Origin of the sequence: Anatilimnocola floriformis, assembly GCF_024256385.1 — a bacterium.
GTDB lineage: Bacteria > Planctomycetota > Planctomycetia > Pirellulales > Pirellulaceae > Anatilimnocola > Anatilimnocola floriformis.
In genome coordinates, this window is the sequence record NZ_JAMLFW010000001.1 from 2,770,772 (window position 1) to 2,791,722 (window position 20,951).

General features: G+C 57.8%; 20 protein-coding genes. 11 read left to right on the forward strand and 9 right to left on the reverse strand.

From position 1 onward, the window contains the following. The 4 genes from M9Q49_RS10640 to M9Q49_RS10650 all read left to right on the forward strand — a co-directional run bounded on the left by M9Q49_RS10640 (window position 1) and on the right by M9Q49_RS10650 (window position 4,215). Window positions 1–819 carry a 3-ketoacyl-ACP reductase gene (locus M9Q49_RS10640; protein WP_254508722.1) on the forward strand — a complete coding sequence of 273 codons (819 nt, stop codon included), beginning with the start codon at window positions 1–3 and terminating at the stop codon, window positions 817–819. A 14-nt stretch (window positions 820–833) separates the two neighbouring features. Continuing rightward, window positions 834–2,078 carry a hypothetical protein gene (locus M9Q49_RS10645; protein ID WP_254508723.1) on the forward strand — a complete coding sequence of 415 codons (1,245 nt, stop codon included), beginning with the start codon at window positions 834–836 and terminating at the stop codon, window positions 2,076–2,078. Between the two features lie 259 nt (window positions 2,079–2,337). Further along, window positions 2,338–2,472, forward strand: coding sequence for a hypothetical protein (locus M9Q49_RS35405; protein ID WP_261365044.1), 135 nt, complete (start codon window positions 2,338–2,340; stop codon window positions 2,470–2,472). Window positions 2,473–2,817: 345 nt separating this feature from the next. Further along, window positions 2,818–4,215 carry a trypsin-like peptidase domain-containing protein gene (locus M9Q49_RS10650; protein WP_254508724.1) on the forward strand — a complete coding sequence of 466 codons (1,398 nt, stop codon included), beginning with the start codon at window positions 2,818–2,820 and terminating at the stop codon, window positions 4,213–4,215. A 17-nt stretch (window positions 4,216–4,232) separates the two neighbouring features. Here the strand turns inward: M9Q49_RS10650 and M9Q49_RS10655 are convergent, their stop codons facing one another. After that, window positions 4,233–5,279, reverse strand: a complete 1,047-nt coding sequence (locus M9Q49_RS10655; RefSeq protein WP_254508725.1) for a polysaccharide deacetylase family protein — start codon at window positions 5,277–5,279, stop codon at window positions 4,233–4,235. A 164-nt stretch (window positions 5,280–5,443) separates the two neighbouring features. Between M9Q49_RS10655 and M9Q49_RS10660 the strand changes: the two genes are divergently transcribed. From M9Q49_RS10660 to M9Q49_RS10680, 5 genes are all read left to right on the forward strand, one after another. Then, entirely contained in the window at window positions 5,444–5,761 is a 318-nt protein-coding gene (locus M9Q49_RS10660; protein ID WP_254508726.1) for a hypothetical protein, read from the forward strand. 105 nt (window positions 5,762–5,866) lie between these two features. Then, complete coding sequence (locus M9Q49_RS10665; protein ID WP_254508727.1) at window positions 5,867–6,469, forward strand: hypothetical protein; 603 nt, start codon at window positions 5,867–5,869, stop codon at window positions 6,467–6,469. Between the two features lie 28 nt (window positions 6,470–6,497). Further along, window positions 6,498–7,367 carry a hypothetical protein gene (locus M9Q49_RS10670; protein WP_254508728.1) on the forward strand — a complete coding sequence of 290 codons (870 nt, stop codon included), beginning with the start codon at window positions 6,498–6,500 and terminating at the stop codon, window positions 7,365–7,367. Window positions 7,368–7,405: 38 nt separating this feature from the next. Next, window positions 7,406–8,071 carry a PspA/IM30 family protein gene (locus M9Q49_RS10675; RefSeq protein ID WP_254508729.1) on the forward strand — a complete coding sequence of 222 codons (666 nt, stop codon included), beginning with the start codon at window positions 7,406–7,408 and terminating at the stop codon, window positions 8,069–8,071. Window positions 8,072–8,096: 25 nt separating this feature from the next. Continuing rightward, on the forward strand, window positions 8,097–8,807 hold the full coding sequence (locus tag M9Q49_RS10680) for a hypothetical protein (RefSeq protein ID WP_254508730.1): 711 nt from the start codon (window positions 8,097–8,099) through the stop codon (window positions 8,805–8,807). Between the two features lie 118 nt (window positions 8,808–8,925). Here the strand turns inward: M9Q49_RS10680 and M9Q49_RS10685 are convergent, their stop codons facing one another. Continuing rightward, the gene (locus M9Q49_RS10685; protein WP_254508731.1) at window positions 8,926–9,648 is read right to left on the reverse strand and encodes an SGNH/GDSL hydrolase family protein; all 723 of its coding nucleotides are present in this window, start codon (window positions 9,646–9,648) and stop codon (window positions 8,926–8,928) included. Between the two features lie 124 nt (window positions 9,649–9,772). Between M9Q49_RS10685 and M9Q49_RS10690 the strand changes: the two genes are divergently transcribed. Together M9Q49_RS10690 and M9Q49_RS10695 are read left to right on the forward strand one after the other, a co-directional pair. Further along, a complete protein-coding gene (locus M9Q49_RS10690; RefSeq protein ID WP_254508732.1) occupies window positions 9,773–10,075 on the forward strand; it encodes a hypothetical protein in 303 nt (100 codons plus the stop codon). Window positions 10,076–10,261: 186 nt separating this feature from the next. Then, window positions 10,262–13,198, forward strand: coding sequence for a hybrid sensor histidine kinase/response regulator (locus M9Q49_RS10695; RefSeq protein WP_254508733.1), 2,937 nt, complete (start codon window positions 10,262–10,264; stop codon window positions 13,196–13,198). 34 nt (window positions 13,199–13,232) lie between these two features. Here the strand turns inward: M9Q49_RS10695 and M9Q49_RS10700 are convergent, their stop codons facing one another. The 7 genes from M9Q49_RS10700 to M9Q49_RS10730 all read right to left on the reverse strand — a co-directional run bounded on the left by M9Q49_RS10700 (window position 13,233) and on the right by M9Q49_RS10730 (window position 20,925). Further along, on the reverse strand, window positions 13,233–13,658 hold the full coding sequence (locus tag M9Q49_RS10700; protein ID WP_254508734.1) for a chemotaxis protein CheX: 426 nt from the start codon (window positions 13,656–13,658) through the stop codon (window positions 13,233–13,235). A gap of 27 nt (window positions 13,659–13,685) precedes the next feature. Then, entirely contained in the window at window positions 13,686–14,510 is an 825-nt protein-coding gene (locus M9Q49_RS10705; RefSeq protein WP_254508735.1) for a CheR family methyltransferase, read from the reverse strand. Continuing rightward, on the reverse strand, window positions 14,507–15,586 hold the full coding sequence (locus tag M9Q49_RS10710) for a protein-glutamate methylesterase/protein-glutamine glutaminase (protein WP_254508736.1): 1,080 nt from the start codon (window positions 15,584–15,586) through the stop codon (window positions 14,507–14,509). The genes M9Q49_RS10705 and M9Q49_RS10710 overlap by 4 nt, the downstream gene beginning before the upstream one ends. A 1-nt stretch (window position 15,587) precedes the next feature. Beyond that, window positions 15,588–15,977, reverse strand: coding sequence for a response regulator (locus tag M9Q49_RS10715; RefSeq protein WP_254508737.1), 390 nt, complete (start codon window positions 15,975–15,977; stop codon window positions 15,588–15,590). 79 nt (window positions 15,978–16,056) lie between these two features. Further along, window positions 16,057–17,766 carry a methyl-accepting chemotaxis protein gene (locus tag M9Q49_RS10720; RefSeq protein WP_254508738.1) on the reverse strand — a complete coding sequence of 570 codons (1,710 nt, stop codon included), beginning with the start codon at window positions 17,764–17,766 and terminating at the stop codon, window positions 16,057–16,059. A 60-nt stretch (window positions 17,767–17,826) separates the two neighbouring features. Beyond that, on the reverse strand, window positions 17,827–18,294 hold the full coding sequence (locus M9Q49_RS10725; protein WP_254508739.1) for a chemotaxis protein CheW: 468 nt from the start codon (window positions 18,292–18,294) through the stop codon (window positions 17,827–17,829). A gap of 9 nt (window positions 18,295–18,303) precedes the next feature. Next, window positions 18,304–20,925 carry a chemotaxis protein CheA gene (locus tag M9Q49_RS10730; protein ID WP_254508740.1) on the reverse strand — a complete coding sequence of 874 codons (2,622 nt, stop codon included), beginning with the start codon at window positions 20,923–20,925 and terminating at the stop codon, window positions 18,304–18,306. Between the last annotated feature and the right edge of the window lie 26 nt (window positions 20,926–20,951).

Here is a 20,951-nt window from a genome sequence, read left to right on the forward strand (position 1 = left end):
ATGCCAACTCCTCCTTCCATTTCCAACCCAATATCGAGCGGTACCGCAGGCCGGCCGGTGGCAATCGTCACCGGCGGCAGTCGTGGCATTGGGCGCGGCATTGTCGAACGCCTGGCTGCCGACGGCTGGGCCGTGGCGATTAACTTTCACAGCCGGCGCGATGCTGCCGATGAACTGGCAGCACAGCTGGCCAGCAGCGGCGGCGATTGTTTGGTCGTGCAAGGCGACATCGCCAGTTCGGCCGATCGGCAGCGTGTGGTGGCCGAAACGCTGACTCGCTTTGGTCGAATCGATTTGCTGGTGAACAACGCCGGCATCACTTCGCCGGGTCGTAAGGATCTGCTCGAAGCGACCGAAGAGAGTTGGGATCAGGTGCTAGGCACCAATCTTAAGGGGCCGTTCTTTCTCGCGCAAGCGGCAGCGCGGGAAATGGTTCGACTCGTGGAAGCGGGCACGATCGACCGCGGCACGATCATCAACGTCTCTTCGATTTCGGGTTTTGCGGTCTCGACCAATCGCGGCGACTACTGCATTGCCAAGGCCGCGATGCAGATGATGACCTGGCTGTTTGCCACCCGACTCGCGGATTCGCGAATTCTGGTCTACGAAATTTGCCCCGGCGTTATCGCCAGCGACATGACGGCGCCGGTGCAGGAAAAATACGACAAGCTGATTGCCGATGGCTTGTCGCCGATTCGCCGCTGGGGTCAGCCGGGCGATGTCGCAGCGGCGGTCAGCATGCTCGCCAGCGGTGCGTTGCCGTTCAGCACCGGCGAGCGAATTCATGTCGACGGCGGATTTCACATTCAGCGTTTGTAGAGTGGATGAGTGCGATGCGGTTAGCGCTATTGGGCTGTGATTCCGAGTGGAAGACATTTCTGCGCGATTTGCCGGCGGGGCATGAGGTCGTCGCCGTCTGCGAAGCAGCCGAGCATGAGTTGCCGCTGTGCGCGCTCCTGCCTGCTGTGCAGCGCAGCGAATCCTGGGAATCCTTGCTGATTCGCGACGACATCGATCTGATTTTGGTGGCCAGCCCGCAGCAGTTGCCGGCTCGCGCTGACGGCTTCGATCCGCAGGCCAATCGCGTCGATCAGTTAAAAAAACTCGCGCAGGCGGGACGTTCACTACTGCTTTCCTTTCCCGCGACCGAATTGCTCGATGCCTACGAAATCGAAATGCTGCGGCGCGAGGGCAACGGCTGTCTGGTGCCATGGTTTCCCGGATTGAATCATCCCGCCTGGCAAGAATTGCCGCGATTACCGTCGACGGCGAACGCCAGTGTTGCGCCGTTGCAAATCACGTGGGAGCGGCGCGTCGATCACCGCAGCCGCAATCAAATCCTCGCCGCCCTCGCGCGCGATTTGATTTTGATCGAGCGAACCGTTGGCAAGTTAAAGCGCGTCACCGCCCTCGGCGGGCCCGCCGACAGTCACTCCGCCGATCGCCATTCGCCGCAGGATTGGCATTCATTCACCGTTCAATTGGAAGCCGAAGATCGCTCGCTAGTGCGTTGGTCCCCTGCACGACCGAGCGCGACATTCGCGTGTCGCGCGGTCGTTGAGGAAGGGGCGAATCCTTGGGAGTTGCAAGCGCCGGTCAACACATCCGAGCCGTGGCTGTTGCGCGAGCGCGATTCGAACGAAGACTCCACTGCTGGATCGGGTTGGAGCGACATTGAAGCGACGCTGGCGAATTTCGCCCGGATCCATGCCAGTCCCACTGCCACAGCCAATGCCTGGGTCGACGCCTGCCGCATTTTGGAGATCCGTGCCGCGGTCGAAAAGAGTGTACAACGCTCACGCACCATCGAGCTGTCGCAAGCTGAACAAACCGAGGAATATCAGTTCAAGGGTGTGATGGCATCGACGGGCTGCCTGATGCTGATGCTCGTTCTATTTGCAGTGTTTGTTGTAGCGCTGGTCGAGGGTTTTCAACTGCCGCTGCGAAATTCCGCAGTCTGGCGACTGTGGCCGATCGGGCTGGTCATTTCGCTGGCTATTTTTCTGGGGCTGCAGTTCCTGCAAGCTGTTATTCAGAAACCGCGCAATTCTCAAACCGGACGCGACTTTGCCGGCTAGGCAACCTCTGCGGATTGATTCAACTCTGCGGCCGACAATTGCCGATGCAAGCAAAGGGATTACTGCGCACTTTCTTGGGTCTAGCATGTCGCTCCGCTGGCTAATCATTGCTGCCGTGCTCGCCGTTTCGACGGCTGGGTGCTGCAATCCATGCTGTCAGCCAGCATGCCGAAACTGCGCGCAAGGTTGCGGTCCGGCCATGCAATGTGGACCAGCGCGCTGTGCTCCAGGTTCGCCGTGCGCAGAATTGCGCGGGCACGTGGGCTGGTTTCATTCGCTGTTTCAGCCGCCAAGAGCTGTGGAAATCACGCCGCCACAGCCACGTTTTCATCCGGTTCCCGCGCGGCCTGTGTTCGAAATTCCGCCCGCCGATCCGCTGCCGCAGCAGCCGTAATTTGCCAGCGACGCTGGCAATCGCGTGCCACTGAATCGCTACGGCTTCACTACTCTTCCGATGTGAAGCTGGGACGAGTGTGCGTTGAATGGCAGGCTCCGTGAAGCCATTCGCGTGCCGGGACCGATCACACTTTCGGACAGATGCGATTTGCACATGCCTGGCGCTGTCGTTGTTTTTCGCGACTCGTTTTCGCGGCAACCAACCAGCAGCCGATCGCGTAGTGAAAACGTGTTCGCTCCACGGCCATGTTCTGCCGCCGCGATATCGCGGTTCGTTCCAGAGCTTGCCCACCGGCGTTGATTGACCCGCCCCACGCGCTAGACCCGCAGCGACGAGCCCGCAATGCCCGTATCTCATTCACGCCAGAACCAGCCCGCCACGAGCAGCATCGCTCGCCGCCGCTGGTTGCAAGGTCTCTCCGTTGCCTGCGCCGCCGCTGCTTTTGGCAGTGGTTTGCTCGCGCCTGCCGCAGCCTCGGAAGCTCGCTTCACGCCCATCGTGCGGGCCATCGAAGCGGCTCGCCCCAGCGTCGTCAATATTCACGGCCGCAAAACCGTGCGGGCCGAAAACGCCTCGTTCGGCAGCGAAGGTGGCGTGAAGCAAGTCAACGGCATGGGCACCGGCATCATCTTCGATGCTCGCGGCTACATCATCACCAACTATCACGTGGTTGAGGGTGTCAGCAATATTCAAGTCACGCTGCACAACGACCGCAATGCAGTGGCCAAGCTCGTCGCCCACGATCCCAAGACCGACCTGGCCGTCATCAAGATCGAATCCGACTCGCCTCTCAAGGTGGTGCACTTCGGCACCAGTTGCGACCTGCGAACGGCGGAAGAAGTCGTCGCGATGGGCAACGCCTACGGTTACGAATACACCGTCACTCGCGGCATCGTCAGCGCTCTGCATCGCACGGTGCAAGTCAGCGACGAGCAAAAATATCAAGATTTGATTCAGACCGACGCCAGCATCAACCCGGGTAACTCCGGCGGTCCGCTCTTCAATATCGATGGCGACGTCATCGGCATCAATGTCGCCGTTCGCGTCGGTGCTCAGGGCATCGGCTTTGCGATTCCGATCGACGAAGCTCTGGAAGTTGCCGCGCGACTGATGAGCATCGAACGGCTTGAGCAGCAAAGCCACGGCATTGTCGGCAAGACGAAATGTGATCCCGCCCAGCGAACATTTGTGGTGAGTAGCGTTCGCCGCGAGAGCCCCGGTGAGCGGGCCGAACTGCAAGCCGGCGACATCATCACTGCCATCGGTGGTCGTAAAGTCGAACGGGCCCTTGATGTCGAGCTCGCGCTCCTCGGCCGTCGTCGCACCGAAGATCTCAACGTCGAAGTGATCCGGGCCGGCAGCTCGGTGACAACCAATCTCGTCCTCGCGCCGGCCGCTGGTCGCAGCACTGGCAAGGTTGCGCTCGCCGATCGCGTTTGGGAAAATCTCGGCCTGCGTCTCTCGCCCATGGAAGACCAGGAATTCAAACAACTCAACAGCCGTTATCGCGGCGGCCTGGCCGTGCAAGCGGTTCGGCCCGACAGCCCGGCCTCGGCCCAGGGCATTCGCCGCGGCGATGTGCTCGTCGGCATGCACGTGTGGGAAACGGTCTCGCTTGACAACGTTTCGTACGTGCTCGACCGCGAAGACTCCAGCCGCCAAGAGCCGGTGCTCTTCTACATCCTCCGCGGCAGCGACACGCTCTACGGTCATCTCCGTCTTGCCGAGCGTCCGCGCTAGGCCGTCCGTCGCGAACGCTACTTGTCTTTCGCTTCGCGCAACTCGATCACGCCTCCCCCGGGCAGCGCATCAAATTTGATTGCGCTTTCTTCTACGCGAACGTCACTCGCCTTGTCTCCTTGGCTGACTCGTGCGAGCTTCCACGTCGCTGGCACACGACTGATCAGCGTCAGTGGCAGGTCATAGAACTTCGGATCGGCCTGCGTGGTCAGTTCGAGACGAATCGCCGCTGCATCAGTGCTCAGCACTTTCACGGCAGCCGTGCTACGTTCCGTTTCGTACTGATGCTGCGAAATGTGATCGGTGATCCACAAGTCGCCCTTCTCGCGGCGCTGCTGCAACCCATCGAGCACGTTGAAAAAGATTTCCTGCTTGAGCGGCCAGAAGTCCTGGTAACCCCAATCGGGCTTGATCCGTTCCAAGCCGTGAATGACGAGGTACTCCATTCCCTGGTTTGCGATCGCCTTGTCGGCCAGCTTCAACATCTCTTCCGACGTCTTCCAGTGATACACCGCGCCGTGATCGTTGAACGGCGGACGGTCGATCAGGTTGTGCTTCTTCAGCAGCTCGGCAAGTCCCTCTTTCGATAGATTCCAGGCTCCTTCCTTCACGCCCGGCAGCGCAAAGGAGACGAGGCGATCGGGCTTGCCCGGCGTGATCTTGCGAATGATCCGCGCACACTCGCCGATCTCCCAATCGGCGTCGGCAGCATCCTTCACTCCCTTGTGCGTGAGCGTGTGATTGCCGTAGACCATGCCTTGCTTCCACAGCTTCTCTTCCCATTCCTTGGCGAACTTTTCGTACTCCCCTTTGCCCGGGCAGATATAGAATGTGCCGGTCATCCCGCGCTTCTCGAGCTCGGGCGCCGCCACCTGAAAATGGCTCGGCCAGCTGTCGTCGAACATCAGCAGAAACACTGCCGTGCGATCGTCTTTCCACTTCGCCACGCGCGTGGCGCCCACTTCTGCTTTGTCTTCCGCGTCAGCCGTAGAAAACTGCCCAGCCATGCATAACAAAGCAATGGCGATCACATACAGACAACAGCCACGAGCACGAGTCGGCACTTGTATTCCCCTTGATGATTTTTTGTCGTTCGAGCGCTGCTGGCCGCTCGTTCCGTTCGTCCACTATCATCCGCAGTCAATTGCGGGACAATAAGTGTTCCAGGCATTGCCGGGAGTTAGTTCTTTGACTTGCCCCAACGCGGCCTCCCACGAGGAGTAGGAATTTGTCCGATTTAGAGCGTTATGGCAAGGAGAAGCAACAGTGCGTCGCCGCCCGCAATGAATATTTAGAGCTGGTGCAAAAGCTCGAGATGCAGGTCAAGGCGTTGTTGGTCGTGGATGAAGTCCAGATCACCGACAATCGCATGGTGGGCATGGACTCGCGCTCCGATTCGAAATGCACGATGGAGGCCCGCGAATGGCCCACCATCGACAAGATCATCACTTCCCTTCGCCGGTTCAACGACGCGCGGAAAAAGCAACGCGGCACGTATGAAGCGCTGGAAAAGTCCGTGCGGGCTGGGGCCGAACGTCCCCTTTAGGCGATCGCTGTTTTCCTGACACGATTTGCAATCTGGCCGTTAATCCTTCGCAACAGTCACGGTTGAAGCTCCGGCAATCAACTCATACTTGTTGCGGAGGAACTCATGTTCAGCGCACATTTGCGATCGGGCATCGCGCACGTAGGTTTGGCGTTGCAGACGCCAGAAGAATTTGCGGTGGCTTGGAACGATCAAACGGCCCGCTATCGTTGGTGGGTCTGGGCCTCACTACTCGCCACGGCCATTCTCGGCACGACAACCTACGGCATGACGATGGGTCTGCTCGGCGGCACGCAAGACGTGCTCTACAAAGGGCTGGCCTGCACGCTCGCGGCAGGTTCGGCGTGGGGCATATCGCTCCCCGCTCTCTACATACTGAATAGCCTGTCGGGTTCGCGATTGCCGGCCAGCAGCACGCTGCTCGCCGCGCTCGTGACAACCAGTTGGGGCGGCCTCGCCATGCTGGCCTCGATTCCCATCAATTGGTTTTTCTCGGTCGCTGTTCCGCATCCGACCTTTGTACTCGCGGTCAACCTCGTGGTCTTCGCTGGCGTGGGCGTCGCGATGATGGATGTCTTTCGCCGCGTGATGAGCAGCCTCGAGCCATCGCGGCCTCTCGCGCCGATCTGGTGGCTGCTACTCGTCGGCGTGATCGGCGCTGAACTGTTTTACTTCTTCCAGTTGTTCAACTTCCACACGGTTTCGTAGCGGCATCATGCCGCGGGAGCGCACAGCCATGATGACCGTTGATGAAGGAATCGATTTCGTGAACTACGCCGCCAAAGTCGACGCGGCCGGCGAGATGCCCATCACCGAATACATTGTTGCCGAGGAAGTGCCCGACACGATGCCAATCAATACCAACCTACTGGGCCTGGTCGAACTGATTCTCAAGCGGCCCGATCGTCTGGAACGTGTGATTCGCGAACCGGCCCGCAAAGCCGATTTGTTGCCGCGATTCCTGGCTATTGCACTCACTGGATTTGTCTTCTTCGGCGTCGCGTTGTCGCTGATCTTTACCTCAGCTGGACAATGGCCGAAGCTGACGCCCATTCGCGATCTCGTCGCTGGTGAAACAACAACGGTGATCGCGTTTCAATCGCAAACCGCCGGGCAATCGGCAGCAACGCGCTGGCTCGATGGTTCGGCGCTGCGGCTTATCGCTGCGTATGCGATTGGCCTGGTCGCGGCGAGCGGCATCTGTCTTCCCAGCCTTTATTTCTACGGCCTGTTATCGGGAATTCGCATGTCGATGCTCGACGTGGTGATTCAAACGCTCAAGGCCAAAGCCACAGCAGCCGTCGCGCTGGTCGGCATCTTGCCTATCTATGCCGCGCTCGGCCTGGGCATTTTGATCTTCGACGCGCCGCAACTGGTTCGCGAGGTGATGTTTTGGCTGGGACTCGTGTTGCCATTCATCGCGGGGCTATTTGGCACTTACTCGCTTTATCGCGGCCTGGGCACATTTGCCGATACGCTGCTGCCCGAACGACGCGGTCTGCGAGAGAGCTTCCTGCAGCAACTCGTCCTCTCGTGGTCGGCCTGCTACACAGCCGTCACGCCGATCATGATTCACACGCTGTGGGTCGCGCTGGCGAAGGTTTGATACTTGAAACAACGACTCGAAATCCAAGGAGAACCGTCATGGGCCTGTTCCGTCGCTTAACCGACATCTTGTCAGCCAACGTCAACGAACTACTCGAACAGTACGAAGATCCCGAGCTTCTGCTCAAGCAAGCGATTCGCGAAATGGAAGCCGCCGTCGGCACGGCCCGCGAAAACGCAGTGAAAGTTGTTGCCGAAGAAAAGCTACTCGCGCGGCAACTCTCCGCAGAGGAAGCGGCGGTTGCCCTCTGGCGCGAGCGAGCAACGACCGCGGTCAAACGGGGCGATGACGAAGTGGCACGTAGCGCGCTCGTTCGCAAACGCGAACACGAAGCCGTCAGCACTGCCCTGGCGAAGCAACTCGAAGAAGCGGCAACGCTTGGTCAAACGCTACGGCGGCAAATCGAATCTCTCCGTTTGCGGACGGAAGATGCTCGCCGCAAGTTGGTGTTGCTCACCGCTCGCCAGCAGGCAGCCGTGGCCCGTCAGCGACTGCTCGTCGAATTCAGCGCCGCGCCGATCGGCGAACATGCGTTTCAAAAGTTCGAGCGACTCTGTCGCAAAGTCGAACGAACCGAAGCCGAGACCGAGGCGTTAGCGGAACTCAGCGGCGACCTCGCCAGTCACGACTTCACTGCCGAACAAGATGCGCGTGAAGAGATCGAAGGTGAATTGTCGGTACTCAAGGCCCAATTGAACGCCTGAGGCCGCAGATTGTCGGAGGCATGCCGTGAACCTTCCTACTACCTTGCTGTTTTACTTGCTTATTGGCGTGGCTGTTGCCGTCGCCGTGCATCTGGCCTGGCAAGAGACGGATCGCCGCAACCGCTGGTTCTGCACCTGCACGGCCATTCCATTTTGGCCGTTGTATCTGCCGGTGTTGCTGCAACGGACTTCGAAACCGAACGCAGAAAATCGCGAGGCTGCCGCCGCAGCGCCACCCATCCGCGATGAGTTATCGACCGCCATTCAGCAAGTCCAAGCGGAATTGGAATTAGCTCTGCGCAGTCTCGACGGCTGGTCCGATGCCGCCCTCGCTCGCGAGCAGGGGCGCTTCGTCGAACTGCGCAAAGCCTGGAACGCACAAGCGGATAAAATCCGTGAACTCGACCAACTGCTGCAACAACCGTCCTTCGCCGTGACTGAAAACGAAGAGCTCTTGACGCAACCGGATCTGCCCGCCGCCAACAGCGATCGCGGTCGCCGGGCCAACATCGCCCGCCTGGCCGCCGTCCGTCGCCGTTTGCACGACGACCTGACCAACACGCTGGCTTGGGTGCGCGAACTCGTCACCATGATCCACCTCGCCAAGTACACCGGCGCCCCGGCCTCGCGCGCCGAGGAACTGGTCATGCAAATCGCAACCAGCGTCGAAGGCCTATCGGAAGTCGCGTCCTGGCGTGGAGAGGAGGCGACAGCCACCGACACGAGGGGGTTATAAAAGGTTATACGTCGCGCTATGCTATTTCCTTTAAACCACTGGCGTTAAATCAGTTACGGAAATTTCAAAATGCAATAACCTGTTATAATATGCCATCCCTAGATGGGGGCATTGGAGGCTATTTGCTGGCCCCCTTCTTCTCGATCGCCACCCATAGGGCGTCGGCGATGGCTTGCATTCCTCGGTCGCCAGGATGGGCGGCAACTCCGGCATGCTCGATCTTGCGCTCAGCGCGGGCGTAGTTGGCCTCGTCGGCGCCGAGCTTGCGGTTGTCGACAAAAATGCCGCCGGCATCCTCGCAAACCGACTGCAGAATCTCGTCTTTGGCGGGATTAGCCCAGAACGAACTGCGAACGAAAATCGTCGGGCTGCCGTCCTTTTTTAACTCTTGCAACAAGTCTGCAAACGCGGCTTTGAATTTTGCCTTGGCTTCATCCGTGTTCAGCGCAGCCACGTTTTCACCAATCGCAATGACGATCAAATCGGGCTGCAGACTGAGTTCGTCCTTTAATCCTGCGCGGACATCGTACGTGCTGTACTGACGTTCGAAATCGGCAATGTTTCTGATCTTCACTTCCGGCTGCCCACCGGCCGCCGTGGCGATTTTGCTGGAGAGCAGATGCACAAAGTCCTTTTCCTGAGCAGTGGCTGCCATGCCCCAGTTTCCCTCCCAGCCGATCTTTGGCGCTGGACCATGCAGGGTGATGCTGTTGCCGAGAAACAAAACTTTCCCGACTTTCAACTTGCCGATTTTCAGCTCTTCTCCGCAGCCGACCGAAAGCGAAGACATCACCACCACCGCGGCGAGCAAACCAGAGATCACCTGAGAACGCTGAAGCATCGAAGTCTTCCTAGTCTAAAAGAGCGTTTAACGCAGTTCCGTTCACAACGCCCCATCTTACATCCCGGTTCACGCGCGGCGGATCAAACCAACTACAATGCACTTTTTTCGCTGAAAGCATTTCATGGAAAAGCGGACGCAGATTCGGTTCGTGTACGTGCCTGATCTGAATGCTGAAATTGGTCCGTATGATCCCACCGATCACAATCAATATCTGGTGCGGACAGACTACCTACCTCGCGAAGGCGAGCAAGTGATTCTCTCGGAGGACTCGGAAAATCTCGTCGTCGGAGACGTGTTTCACCGCATCGCAAAGCTGAAAGACGCGGAAGGTTATGCCGTTATTGAAGAGATCATCGTGCTGGTCATGCCGCTCGACGTCTACGAAAGCCTGCCCGACGACGAGGAAGACGAAGATGATGAATAGCCGCGTTCGGATCCTGAAAGTGCCCGTGATTTAACCGCCTACCAGAAGTACAATCGCTGTTCCGGACATGCCGCGCGCTGCCACTCTGCGGTCTGCAATTTCGGTAATTAGGTGAGGAAAGCACCCAGTAATCCCGGGCGTTTCCCCCTAAATATTACAGAGCCGAATGTTTCAGAATGACACGAGATGACGACGGCAACCAAATTGTGGCTAGGATTCGGCGCTCTGTTCGCCATTCTTGCTTTTTCCAGCCTGGCGATTTATCTGCGAGTTCGGTCGATTGAAAAAGAAGTCGCCGAACTTGGAAGTTCGGCCCGTACTCGGGGCATTGCGACGCGGCAATTGAAGTCGCGAACGTTGAGTTTCTACTTAGCGGTTCAAGCCCATCTCCAAGGGCTAAGCCAGAAAGCTGTCGCCGATGCAGAGGAAGATGCAGCCCAACTAGAACGAAGCCTTGACGACTACGAACGGACCGCCGAGACGCCCCTGCAGCGAGAAATGGGGCAGCGATTTGCCACCGAATGGCTGGAATTGAAAAGTCTGGGCGATGAATTGCTGGCGCTAAAAGACCGGCCAGCAACCCCGGAGCAAGTTTCCAGATTTTACGCTTCACGCGTTGAAATCGAGAGGCTCTTAGACAACGAGTTGCAAGCAGACGCCAGTGCCAATTTCACCGCCCATCTGAACGCAGCGCTGCAAGACTCCCGCTCGATCCGAAGCTTCACTATCGTCCTGTTGCTCAGCGGAACGATTGTCGCGCTAGCGAGCAGCGTTGTTGCCAGCCGTAGCATTCTTCGTAACGAGCGTGATCTCGATGAGCAGCGAGAACGTTTACGCACAACGCTGGCCAGCATTGGCGATGCCGTCATCAGTACGGATGTCGACGGCAACGTTGTTTATCTGAATTCAGTCGCTGAGCGATTAACAGGATGGTCGAACCAAGACGCCTTTGGCCGGCCGCTTGAATACGTGTTCAAGATCGTGAATGAGACCACGCGAGAAAAGGTGGAGAATCCCGCAGTTCGCGCGCTTCGCGACGGAGTCATTGTGGGCCTGGCCAACCACACGATTCTAGTGGCCAAACACGGTTCAGAAACGCCCATCGATGACAGTGCTGCTCCCATTCAACGAGCGGACGGAAAAATCGTAGGTTGCGTTCTGGTTTTTCGCGATGTCACCGAGCGCCGCAAGTCTGAAGCGGCCTTGCACGCGGCAAAACTAAGACGCGACATGATGCTGGTCGCTGGTGAAATAGGCACCTGGGAGTTTGACATTGTCGAGAACCTGGTACGCGCCGACCACAATCTGGCGGGAATGTTCGGCGTAACCACCGCGGAGGCGTTGGGAGGCCCGCTGGCTGCTTACACGAAGGCGATTCACCCGGATGACCTTCCCCGAGTGCTGGAGATGATCGGCAGGGCTCTCGACTCTCAGGATAAATTCGAAGCTGAGTATCGGATTCTGAAGAGTAACGGCAACATCATTTCGGTTATCGCGAGAGGCGCCATCGAACGTGATGCCGATGGCAAAGCACTGCGAATGCCTGGAGTGATTGTCGATATCACCAAGCAACGGATGGCAGAAGAAAGGCTGCGGGCGAGTGAGCTACAGCGTCAGCTTGCGTTGGAATCAGGTGAACTTGGAACGTGGAACATCGATCCAGCAAATAGAGCATTGAAATCCGATGAGCGCTTTCGAGTGATTTATTCGGGACGGTCGAACGATCTGACCTACGAGCAGGCCTTTGCTTGTATTCACGACGATGATCGTGAAAAAGTTCGTGAGGCGGTTGCCGCGGCGATAGACATCGATAATCCGGCGCCCTACTCCAGCGAATATCGAGTTGTGCATGTCGACGGCAGCGTGCGCTGGGTTGGCGCCAAGGGACGAGCTAATTTCGGAATAAGGGACGGCCACAAGACGTTGCTGAGTTTCGATGGCGTCGTCGTCGATATTACCAGCGAACGACAAATGGCCGATGAGTTGCGCGAATTGGCCGCGAATCTTTCGGAAGTCGACCGCCGCAAGAACGAGTTCCTGGCGATGTTAGCGCACGAACTTCGCAATCCACTCGCACCGATGCGCAACGCTTTGCAGCTGGTCAAAGTGTCGGATGGTCACCAACTACAGGTCGCAACGGACATGATGGATCGGCAAATCAACCAGATGGTTCGCCTGGTTGATGACCTGCTCGATGTCAGCCGAATCAGCATGGGCAAGATTGAACTGCGCCGCGATCGAGTCTTGCTTGCTCCAATCATTCAGCAAGCAATTGAATCGTGTCGCCCGTTAATCGACAGTGCGAAGCACCAATTGTCTGTTCACCTGCCGACGCAGCCGATCTATCTAAATGCTGACGCGGTGCGTTTGACGCAGGTATTCACCAATATTCTGAGCAATGCCTGCAAGTATACCAACGCGGGAGGAGAGATCGCAGTTTTCGTCACCTTGGGCGAAGCGGAGGTGGCGGTTGCGGTGAAGGACAGCGGTGTTGGAATCTCCGCGGACATGCTGGAACGTGTGTTTCAAATGTTTACGCAGGTCGACGAGTCGTTGGAGAAGTCTCAAGGCGGACTCGGGATCGGACTGTCGCTGGTGAAGACGCTAGTCGAAATGCACGCCGGTTCTGTCATTGGAAAAAGTGAAGGGCCCGGAAAAGGAAGTGAGTTTATCGTTCGACTGCCGATTCTTTCTGGAACATTCGGCTCCAGCGAGAAGGCCGCGCCACCTGCTGCATCTCATGCCAAGGCCTTGCGAATCTTGATTGTCGACGACAACCGTGATGCTGCCTCATCGCTCGCGATGCTGCTGAAGATTACCGGCAATACATTACAACTGGCCCACGATGGTGAAGAGGCGGTTCAAGTAGCCGAGGCCTTTCGTCCTCAGTTGATACTACTCGACATCGGACTTCCCAAAATGAACGGTTACGAAGTGGCCCGCATCATTCGCAAGCAACCGTGGGGACGCGATATCAAGCTCGTCGCGTTAACTGGCTGGGGACAAGAGGAAGACCGCCTGAAGTCAGCGGAGGCGGGATTTGACGTTCATTTGGTAAAGCCAGCTGACTACGAAGTCTTGAAAAAGTTGCTCGCGGAAACGGCCGAAGCGAAAGTAACTTGACCGCCTCGCTATCGTTTTTCTACGGCGTGCGGATTCAATTCGCACCATTCGTAGCAATACAAACTCCCAGGCTCCCTTCGAAACCGCTGAGCGACGCGATTTGCGAGTATTCGCTGCCTGAAGCATTCTGCAAACTGACGACAGGCAGCGAAAGTTGCGATGGGCTGGGGAGCAGGCTCTTGAGATTGCCGCCAATCATGTTCGCGAGTTCGGCAGCGACTTCCAACTCGTCGGCGTCTGTGACCTCGTCTGGCGATAGTTTCAGCATCCGGCAAGCGGCGTTGCGCGCGAGCTCGGCAGAAAATACTAACGCGACGCTGCCGCTCCAGGCGCCGTCGATGCGAATCGTCGCCCACAGGCCGTCACTCGTCACGGTGTTTTCACCGCGCACCAGCTCGATTTCGAGCATGATCTGAAAAACGCCCTGCGCAATCTGGTCAATGATTTCGTCGTCGATCATGGGGTTGTACTGCCTATTTCAACGGAGCTATTTCAATTTGTAAAAGACTTGGTTATCGACCTGCACGCGCACAAACGACGAATCGAGATTCATCGTGGTCTCGGCCGCACCGAGAAACAGCACCGCGTGAGGGGCCATCACCGCGCGGACCTTTTCGAGAATCTGCCGTTTGGTCGCCGGGGAAAAATAAATGAGTACGTTGCGAAGAAACACCACATCCATCGTCGGCAGCGGCGGCCAGTGCTCGATGAAGTTCAGCTTGTTGAACGAGACGAGTTCGCGCAGATTGGACGTTATTTCCCATTGCAGGCCCTTACGCTGGAAATAGCGGGCCAGCAAGTTCGCGGGCAAACCACGGTTCATTTCGATCTGCGAGAAAGCCCCGGCCCTGGCTCGGGCCAATACTTCATCGGCAATGTCAGTTCCGAGAATCTGCACCTTCCCAGCGCACAGATCGGGGAAATTTTCCCGCAGCAGCATCGCTACAGAGTAGGCTTCCTGCCCCGTCGAGCAGGCGGCCGACCAGATGTTGAGCTTGCGGTTAAGCGATAGCTTTTGCAGTGCCGGCAGGATTTGTTGCCGCAGCGCTTCGAACGGATGGATGTCGCGAAAGAAGCTCGTTTCGTTGGTGGTCATCGCTTCCACCAACTGCTGCTGAATCGTTTGATTCGGCTTGGCGCGAAGGTTCGTCACCATCTCGGCTGCCGAGGTAAAACCATTCTTCTTGGCAACTGGGCCCAGGCGGGCTTCGATCAAATAGGCCTTGGCATCGTCGAGTTCAATCGCCGAGCGCTGCCGCACCAACGTGCAGACAAATTGCAAGGCATCGGGTGCTAAACAAGCTGTTGTCATCGTGCTGCTCCTGCTGTCGCGCGAACTACTCGACCGCGAAATGCTGCTTCTTCAAGTGCGCCGCTGATTTCATCCAGCGGCAGCACTTTATTGGCCAGGCCCGCTTCGACCACGGCTCGCGGCATGCCCCACACGACGCATGTATCCTCGTTTTGCGCGAGGACATTGCCACCGTGATCCACAATCTCTCGCGCACCGCGGAGGCCATCTTGCCCCATGCCGGTGAGCACGACTCCCAAGCAATTTCCGCCGTACACTTCCGCTGCCGAGCGGAAGAGCACGTCGACCGCCGGCCGGCAGGAATTCTCCGGCGACTCTTGCTGCGTCACGACGCGCACTTGCGTGCCGACTCGCTGCAGTTGCACGTGATAGTTGCCGGGAGCGATCAACACCAAGCCGGGTTGAACCAGGTCGCCGTTGCGGGCTTCGCGCACTTCCAGCGAACCCTCTTGGTTCAAACGGTTGGCCAGGTGATTGGTAAAGACCGGCGGCATGTGTTGCACAACGACGATCGGAACCGGCAAGTTCTGCGGCAACGAACACAAGACATTGGCGAGCGCCTGCGGACCGCCTGTAGACGAGCCGATCACGATCGCATCGGTCCGTTGTAGACCTTTGCTCGCAGGGCGACAGGTGATCTTCGGCGCAGCCGCCTTGCTTGCCACAGGAGGCGCGCAAAGGGCTTTGATTTTGGGAATCAGCTGATCTTTGACGCTTTGAATGCCAGCCGCAACGCTGCCGACGTTCGCCGGCTTGGTCACGTAGTCGGTCGCACCTCGCGCGAGCGAATCGAGCGTGGCAATGGCCCCGCGCGCCGTGAGCGTGCTGAACATGATGACGGGCAATTTAGGAAAGTTCTTCCGCAGTTCAGGAAGCGTTCCCAACCCGTCCAGGTCTGGCATTTCAATATCGAGCGTCACCAGGTCGGGATTGAGCTGCGGCAGTTTGGCGAGGGCAATCCGCCCGTTCGGCGCAGTGCCGGCAAGCTCAATTTCCGGATCGCTGCTGAGTGCTTCCGTGAGTAGTCGACGAATCACGATGGAGTCGTCGACTACCAATACGCGAATCTTGCGCATGTCAGTTAACCACTCCCAGCAGACGCAGCTTGTCGATCAGGCCGTCCTTCTGAAAGGGTTTCATCAAGTATTCGTCAGCGCCGGCGCTCAAAGCCCGCAGCATCTGATCGGTTTCGATCTCGGTCGTCACCATCAGCATGACGATGCTTTTGAACCTCGCTTCGCCGCGAACTGCCTTGATGAACTCGAGGCCGTTCATTTCCGGCATGTTCCAATCGACGAGAATCACCTGCGGCAATTCGCCTTCCTGTAACCGGTCGAGAGCTTGCCGGCCGTTGCCAGCCTCGACGGTTTCGAACCCGAGTTCTCTGAGGATGTCGCCTTCGATCCGACGGATCGGGCGCGAATCGTCAACCACCATGGCTTTCATCTGCTGCTCACCTTTACGCATATAAAAAACAAGTGCAGAACCGGCCGGGGGGCGGACTTTGCCGGCTCTGCACCTGTTGTGTTCTCGAATTCGGAGTGGCTTAAGCATGCGACGTGCTATGAACCAATTCCGATGTGTTTGCACGCGACTTGCCGTTACGCGACAGGCTCACTTTTTCAGCCGCTTCGGTTCCGCTCGTTTCACCGGCGCCCAACTGTTGCAACTCGGCGGCCATGCGAGCGAGTTCGCTGGCGGCTTGTTGGCAATTGGTTGCACCTTGCGTGGTGTTCTGCGCGGCTTGAGCAACCGAGGTGATGTTCTGCGCGATCTCGGCAGTCCCCTTCGCAGCTTCGGCGACGTTGCGGCTCATTTCGGTGGCCGTGGCAGTTTGCTCTTCGACGGCACTCGCGATGGTGTTCGAAATGTCGTTGATCTGGGCGATCACTTCGCCGATCTTGCGAATCGATTCCACCGCGCCACGGGTGTCGCCCTGAATGGCTTCGATCTTGTGGCTGATATCTTCGGTGGCCTTGGCGGTTTCCTTGGCTAACTCCTTCACTTCATTCGCAACCACAGCAAACCCCTTGCCTGCTTCGCCAGCGCGGGCGGCTTCGATGGTGGCATTGAGGGCGAGCAAGTTCGTTTGCTCGGCAATCGAAGTGATCACCTTGATGACCTTGCCGATTTCGGCGCTGCTGTCGCCGAGCTTCGAGATCGTCGTGTTGGCGGTGGCTGCCGTGGTCACGGCTTGTTGAGCAACGCGGGCCGAGTCGGTGGCGTTCTTGGCGATTTCGCGAATCGCCGCGTTCATCTCTTCCACACCGGTCGAAACGGTCTGCACGTTCTTGCTAACTTGTTCCGAAGCAGCCGAAACCACATTGGCTTGGGCCGAAGTCTCTTCCGCGTTCGACGCCATCTGCGTGCTGACGGCGGTCAGTTCTTCAGCCGAAGAACCGAGCGTGCCGGCGCTCGAGTTGACTTGGTCGAGAATGCGGATCATTTCTTGCCGAGCTTTCACGGCCGCGGTGACTTCCGTGGCGTATTTCACCACTTTCACGAGCTTGCCGTTGGTGTCTGGAATCGGGTTGTACGAAGCTTGAATCCAAACTTCGCGACCACCCTTGCCGAAGCGTTGATATTCGCCGGGCAGGTTTTCGCCGCGGTTCAGGCGAGTCCAGAATTCGCGATATTCGGCCGAGTTCTTCAGCGAGTCAGAAGCAAACAGGCTGTGATGGCGGCCTTTGATTTCTGCGAGCGAGTATCCCATCGTATTGCAAAAGTTGTCGTTGGCATCGACGATCGTTCCATCCATGGTGAACTCGATCACGGCTTGAGCCTTGCCGATGGCAGTCAGTTTGGCGGCCTGATCGGCATTGGCGAGAGCGCTGGCGGTGATGTCGGTCGCAAACTTCACCACCTTGACCAGGCGACCCTGAGCATCGGCGATCGGGTTGTAGGAAGCTTGAATGACGATCAGCTTGCCGCCCTTGCCGACGCGGCGGAACTCGCCGACGAGGCTTTCGCCACGATTCAGCCGAGCCCAGAACTCGCGGTAGTCAGGCGAGTTCTTCAATGTTTCTTCGGCGAACATGCTGTGGTGCCGGCCTTGAATCTCGTCGAGCGAATAGCCGAGCGTTTTGCAGAAGTTTTCATTGGCCGTGATGATCGTCCCGGTCATTTCAAACTCGATCACGGCTTGCGCCTTGCTTATGGCCGAAATCAGGTTGGTGAGTTCGGTCAACTTCGCCGTCGAAGTTGACTTGGTTTTGGTTGTGGTCTTCGTCTTGGCTTTCGACTTAGCGGCAGGCATTTGAGCGATCCTTGAAAAAAGTGGAGCGATTCAGATTGGGCACTATTGAGTACGAGAAAATTAGCGAGCGAAGCGCGAGTCACCGGCGACGCACAGGTCGGATTCCGCCAGAGCTCGGCTGCAATCGAGCACGAGCAGGAGTTGATCGGGCAATTTGTAAGCGCCGGTGATCAGATCGCGCAAACTGGCACTCGCGGTGGCGGGCGGCAATTCGAACGCATCGGAGGTGACCTGGATCACATCACCGATTTCATCCACCAGGAAGCTCACGACTTCATCGCCGTCGCGGACGACGACATTCATCGGGTTCCGCTCCGGCCCGCGCGGCGGCAGGCCGAGTTGCTCCCGCAGGTCGATCGCAGTGACGATCTGGCCGCGTAAGTTGATCAAGCCGCTGATCACCTTGTTGGCGAGCGGCACGCGAGTCATCGCCTGATACCGGATCACTTCTTGCACTTGCTGCACCTCGACGCCGAGCAACAAGCGATCGACGCGGAAGGTGCAATACTGACGGGCGGTTTCGTTCATGGCAGCTTCCTAAATTGAGGTTTGCAGAGAAGGAGTTCGCAGTTGCCGACCTATTTCTTGCATGTCGATGACATCGGTTACGCGCTGCTGAATCACACAAGTGCCGAGCAAGTGCGGCGTCGGCTGTTCGGCGGCATTCGCTTGCTGCGCGACTTCGCAGGTATCGAGAATCCGCCGCACCACGAGGCCGAAGGAATGTCCCTGCTGGTCGTAGACCACTACCTGCAGTTCGTCGGATTGATTCTCCGTCGCAGCCCGGCCCACGATTTCATCAAGCCGCAAGAGCGGCAGAATCTTGCCGCGGTATTGAATCACTTCGCGACCATTGGCCAGTTCGACCAGCGAATTGGAGATTTTTTCAAGCCTTGAAACCATCGAGATCGGCAAGGCAAAGCGGCGGGCATCGCCCACGTCGACAAGCAGTACGGATTGAAAGGACTGGCGGTGGCGTTGCGTTTCGAGGTTCTCTTCTGCCCCAGAGCGAGACCTCAATTCACCACTCAGCCCCGACGCCACCGCCAGACCTTTAACGTCGAGAATCAAAGCGACGCCGCCGTCGCCCATGATCGTCGCACCGGCATATTCGCCGATCTTCTTCAGTTGTTTGCCGAGCGGCTTGACCACGATTTCTTCGGTGTCGTTCACCTTGTCGACGATCAAGCCGAACTGCCGATCGTCGGCTCGCAACACTACGATGTTGTACGCAGCGTCCACTTGCTGCTGACGCGAACGGATCTGATCGCCCGAGACCAAGCCAAGTCGTTCCGAAAGATAAACCAGCGGCAGCAGTTTGCCACGCAACCGGTAGACCGGCGCGCCGTGCATGTATTCAATACTGCGCTGAGCATCGGTCCCCTCGAGTCGCACAAGTTCCAGCAAGTTGATTTGCGGAATGGCGTAGCGATCTCCTTCGGTGGTGACGATGAGTGCCGGAATGATCGCCAGCGTGAGAGGAATCTTGATTTTGACCGTTGTTCCTTCGCCCGGTGCGCTTTGCAATTCGATGATGCCGCCGATGCGCTCGATGTTGGTCTTCACCACATCCATTCCCACGCCGCGGCCTGACACGCTCGTCACTTGCTCCGCAGTGGAAAAACCTGCCGCAAAGATCATTTGCGAAAGTTCGCGATCGCTCATGCGGGCGGTTTGATCGGCAGAGAGCAAGCCGCGCTCGATCGACCGTTTGCGAATCCGCTCCAGGTTCAGCCCCGCGCCGTCGTCCGAAATCTCGATATTGACCTGACCACCTTCATGGTAAGCCCGCAGCACCAGGCGGCCCTCGGTCGGCTTGCCGGCTGCTTGCCGCACACTCGGCGATTCGATGCCATGGTCGACAGAGTTGCGGATTAAGTGGGTGAGTGGATCCTTGATCGCTTCGACAATGGTTTTGTCGAGCTCGGTGTCCTTACCTTCCATTTCGATCCGCACTTCCTTGTGCAATTGTCCGGCCAGATCGCGTACAACGCGGGGAAACTTGGCCCACACATTACCGATTGGCTGCATCCGCGTTTTCATCACGCTTTCTTGCAACTCGGTGGTGATCAAGTTCAGCCGCTGAGCCGTGCTGTGAAAGGTGGCATCTTCCAGTCGACCGGTGTATTGCACGATCTGATTGCGGGCCAGCACAAGTTCGCCGACGCGGGTCATCAACTTATCGAGCAGACCGACGTCGACGCGAATTGTGGTGTCGCTGCCGCTGCTCGACGACTTTTCGCTGACGGGATGTTCTTGTACGGCGGTTTTCGTTTTCTGTTCCGGCTGTTGTTCGCAAACGCTGGCAACCGGCCGTGATGATTCCGCCGCGATCGGCGTCTTCTTCCCTTGCGACAACCGCTCCACAACCGCGGCCACGGCAATAGTCGCTTCGCAGTCGCCATTTTCAACCGCAGTCACAATGTCACGACATTTGTCGACGGCAGACATGAGGGCAGAGATGGCGTCGGTCGACACAGGGTTAGCTTCATCGCGCAGCTGGGTCAGCAACCGTTCGGTCGCTTGAGCAATGCTTTCCAGGTTCCGCAACGAAAGTAAGCCGGCGCCAACGGTGACCGTATGCATCGAGCGAAACAGGATTCGCACAATCTGCGGCGAATCGGGGGCTTGCTCGAGACAAAGGAGTTCCTGGTCCATGCTGTCGAGTTGTTCGCAACATTCGCTCAGGAACTCACGCACCGACGGACTAAGCTCGATTTTGTGAGCGACTGTCGCTTCTACCGGCGCGGGCTGTTGGCTCGCTGCTGCTTGTTGGTGCGGCAGATATTGCTGCAGTTCGGCAACGTAGTCAGTAATGTCGGCTTCATTCGAAGTATCAATGGCCTCAATCAGGCCTTTCATGAAATCCGAAGCACGTAGGATGGATGTTACGAGCTCAGAGCTTGTGGCAATTTCGCGATTTCGCATGTTGTCGAGGACTTCTTCTAGCCCATGCGCCAAAGCGCCGATGCGATCGAGTCCCAGGAAGCCGGCGGAACCCTTGATGGTATGCATCGTGCGAAACACGCCATTGACGAGTTCCACATCCTGCGCGGCGCCGGCAGATTCAATGGCCAGCAACTGCTGTTCGATATTCGCCAGTCCTTCTTGCGACTCGACGACGAACTCGGCGATCAAATCGGAATCAAAGTCGCTCATGGTTTGTCCGCCAAAAGGTATGCGAG

Bases quoted from the DNA above. Each gene is read 5' to 3' on its own strand.
- M9Q49_RS10640 (WP_254508722.1), top strand. From the start codon at position 1: ATGCCAACTCCTCCTTCCATTTCCAACCCAATATCGAGCGGTACCGCA.
- M9Q49_RS10645 (WP_254508723.1), top strand. From the start codon at position 834: ATGCGGTTAGCGCTATTGGGCTGTGATTCCGAGTGGAAGACATTTCTG.
- M9Q49_RS10650 (WP_254508724.1), top strand. From the start codon at position 2,818: ATGCCCGTATCTCATTCACGCCAGAACCAGCCCGCCACGAGCAGCATC.
- M9Q49_RS10665 (WP_254508727.1), top strand. From the start codon at position 5,867: ATGTTCAGCGCACATTTGCGATCGGGCATCGCGCACGTAGGTTTGGCG.
- M9Q49_RS10670 (WP_254508728.1), top strand. From the start codon at position 6,498: ATGATGACCGTTGATGAAGGAATCGATTTCGTGAACTACGCCGCCAAA.
- M9Q49_RS10675 (WP_254508729.1), top strand. From the start codon at position 7,406: ATGGGCCTGTTCCGTCGCTTAACCGACATCTTGTCAGCCAACGTCAAC.
- M9Q49_RS10685 (WP_254508731.1), bottom strand. From the start codon at position 9,648: ATGCTTCAGCGTTCTCAGGTGATCTCTGGTTTGCTCGCCGCGGTGGTG.
- M9Q49_RS10690 (WP_254508732.1), top strand. From the start codon at position 9,773: ATGGAAAAGCGGACGCAGATTCGGTTCGTGTACGTGCCTGATCTGAAT.
- M9Q49_RS10695 (WP_254508733.1), top strand. From the start codon at position 10,262: ATGACGACGGCAACCAAATTGTGGCTAGGATTCGGCGCTCTGTTCGCC.
- M9Q49_RS10700 (WP_254508734.1), bottom strand. From the start codon at position 13,658: ATGATCGACGACGAAATCATTGACCAGATTGCGCAGGGCGTTTTTCAG.
- M9Q49_RS10705 (WP_254508735.1), bottom strand. From the start codon at position 14,510: ATGACAACAGCTTGTTTAGCACCCGATGCCTTGCAATTTGTCTGCACG.
- M9Q49_RS10710 (WP_254508736.1), bottom strand. From the start codon at position 15,586: ATGCGCAAGATTCGCGTATTGGTAGTCGACGACTCCATCGTGATTCGT.
- M9Q49_RS10715 (WP_254508737.1), bottom strand. From the start codon at position 15,977: ATGCGTAAAGGTGAGCAGCAGATGAAAGCCATGGTGGTTGACGATTCG.
- M9Q49_RS10720 (WP_254508738.1), bottom strand. From the start codon at position 17,766: ATGCCTGCCGCTAAGTCGAAAGCCAAGACGAAGACCACAACCAAAACC.
- M9Q49_RS10725 (WP_254508739.1), bottom strand. From the start codon at position 18,294: ATGAACGAAACCGCCCGTCAGTATTGCACCTTCCGCGTCGATCGCTTG.
- M9Q49_RS10730 (WP_254508740.1), bottom strand. From the start codon at position 20,925: ATGAGCGACTTTGATTCCGATTTGATCGCCGAGTTCGTCGTCGAGTCG.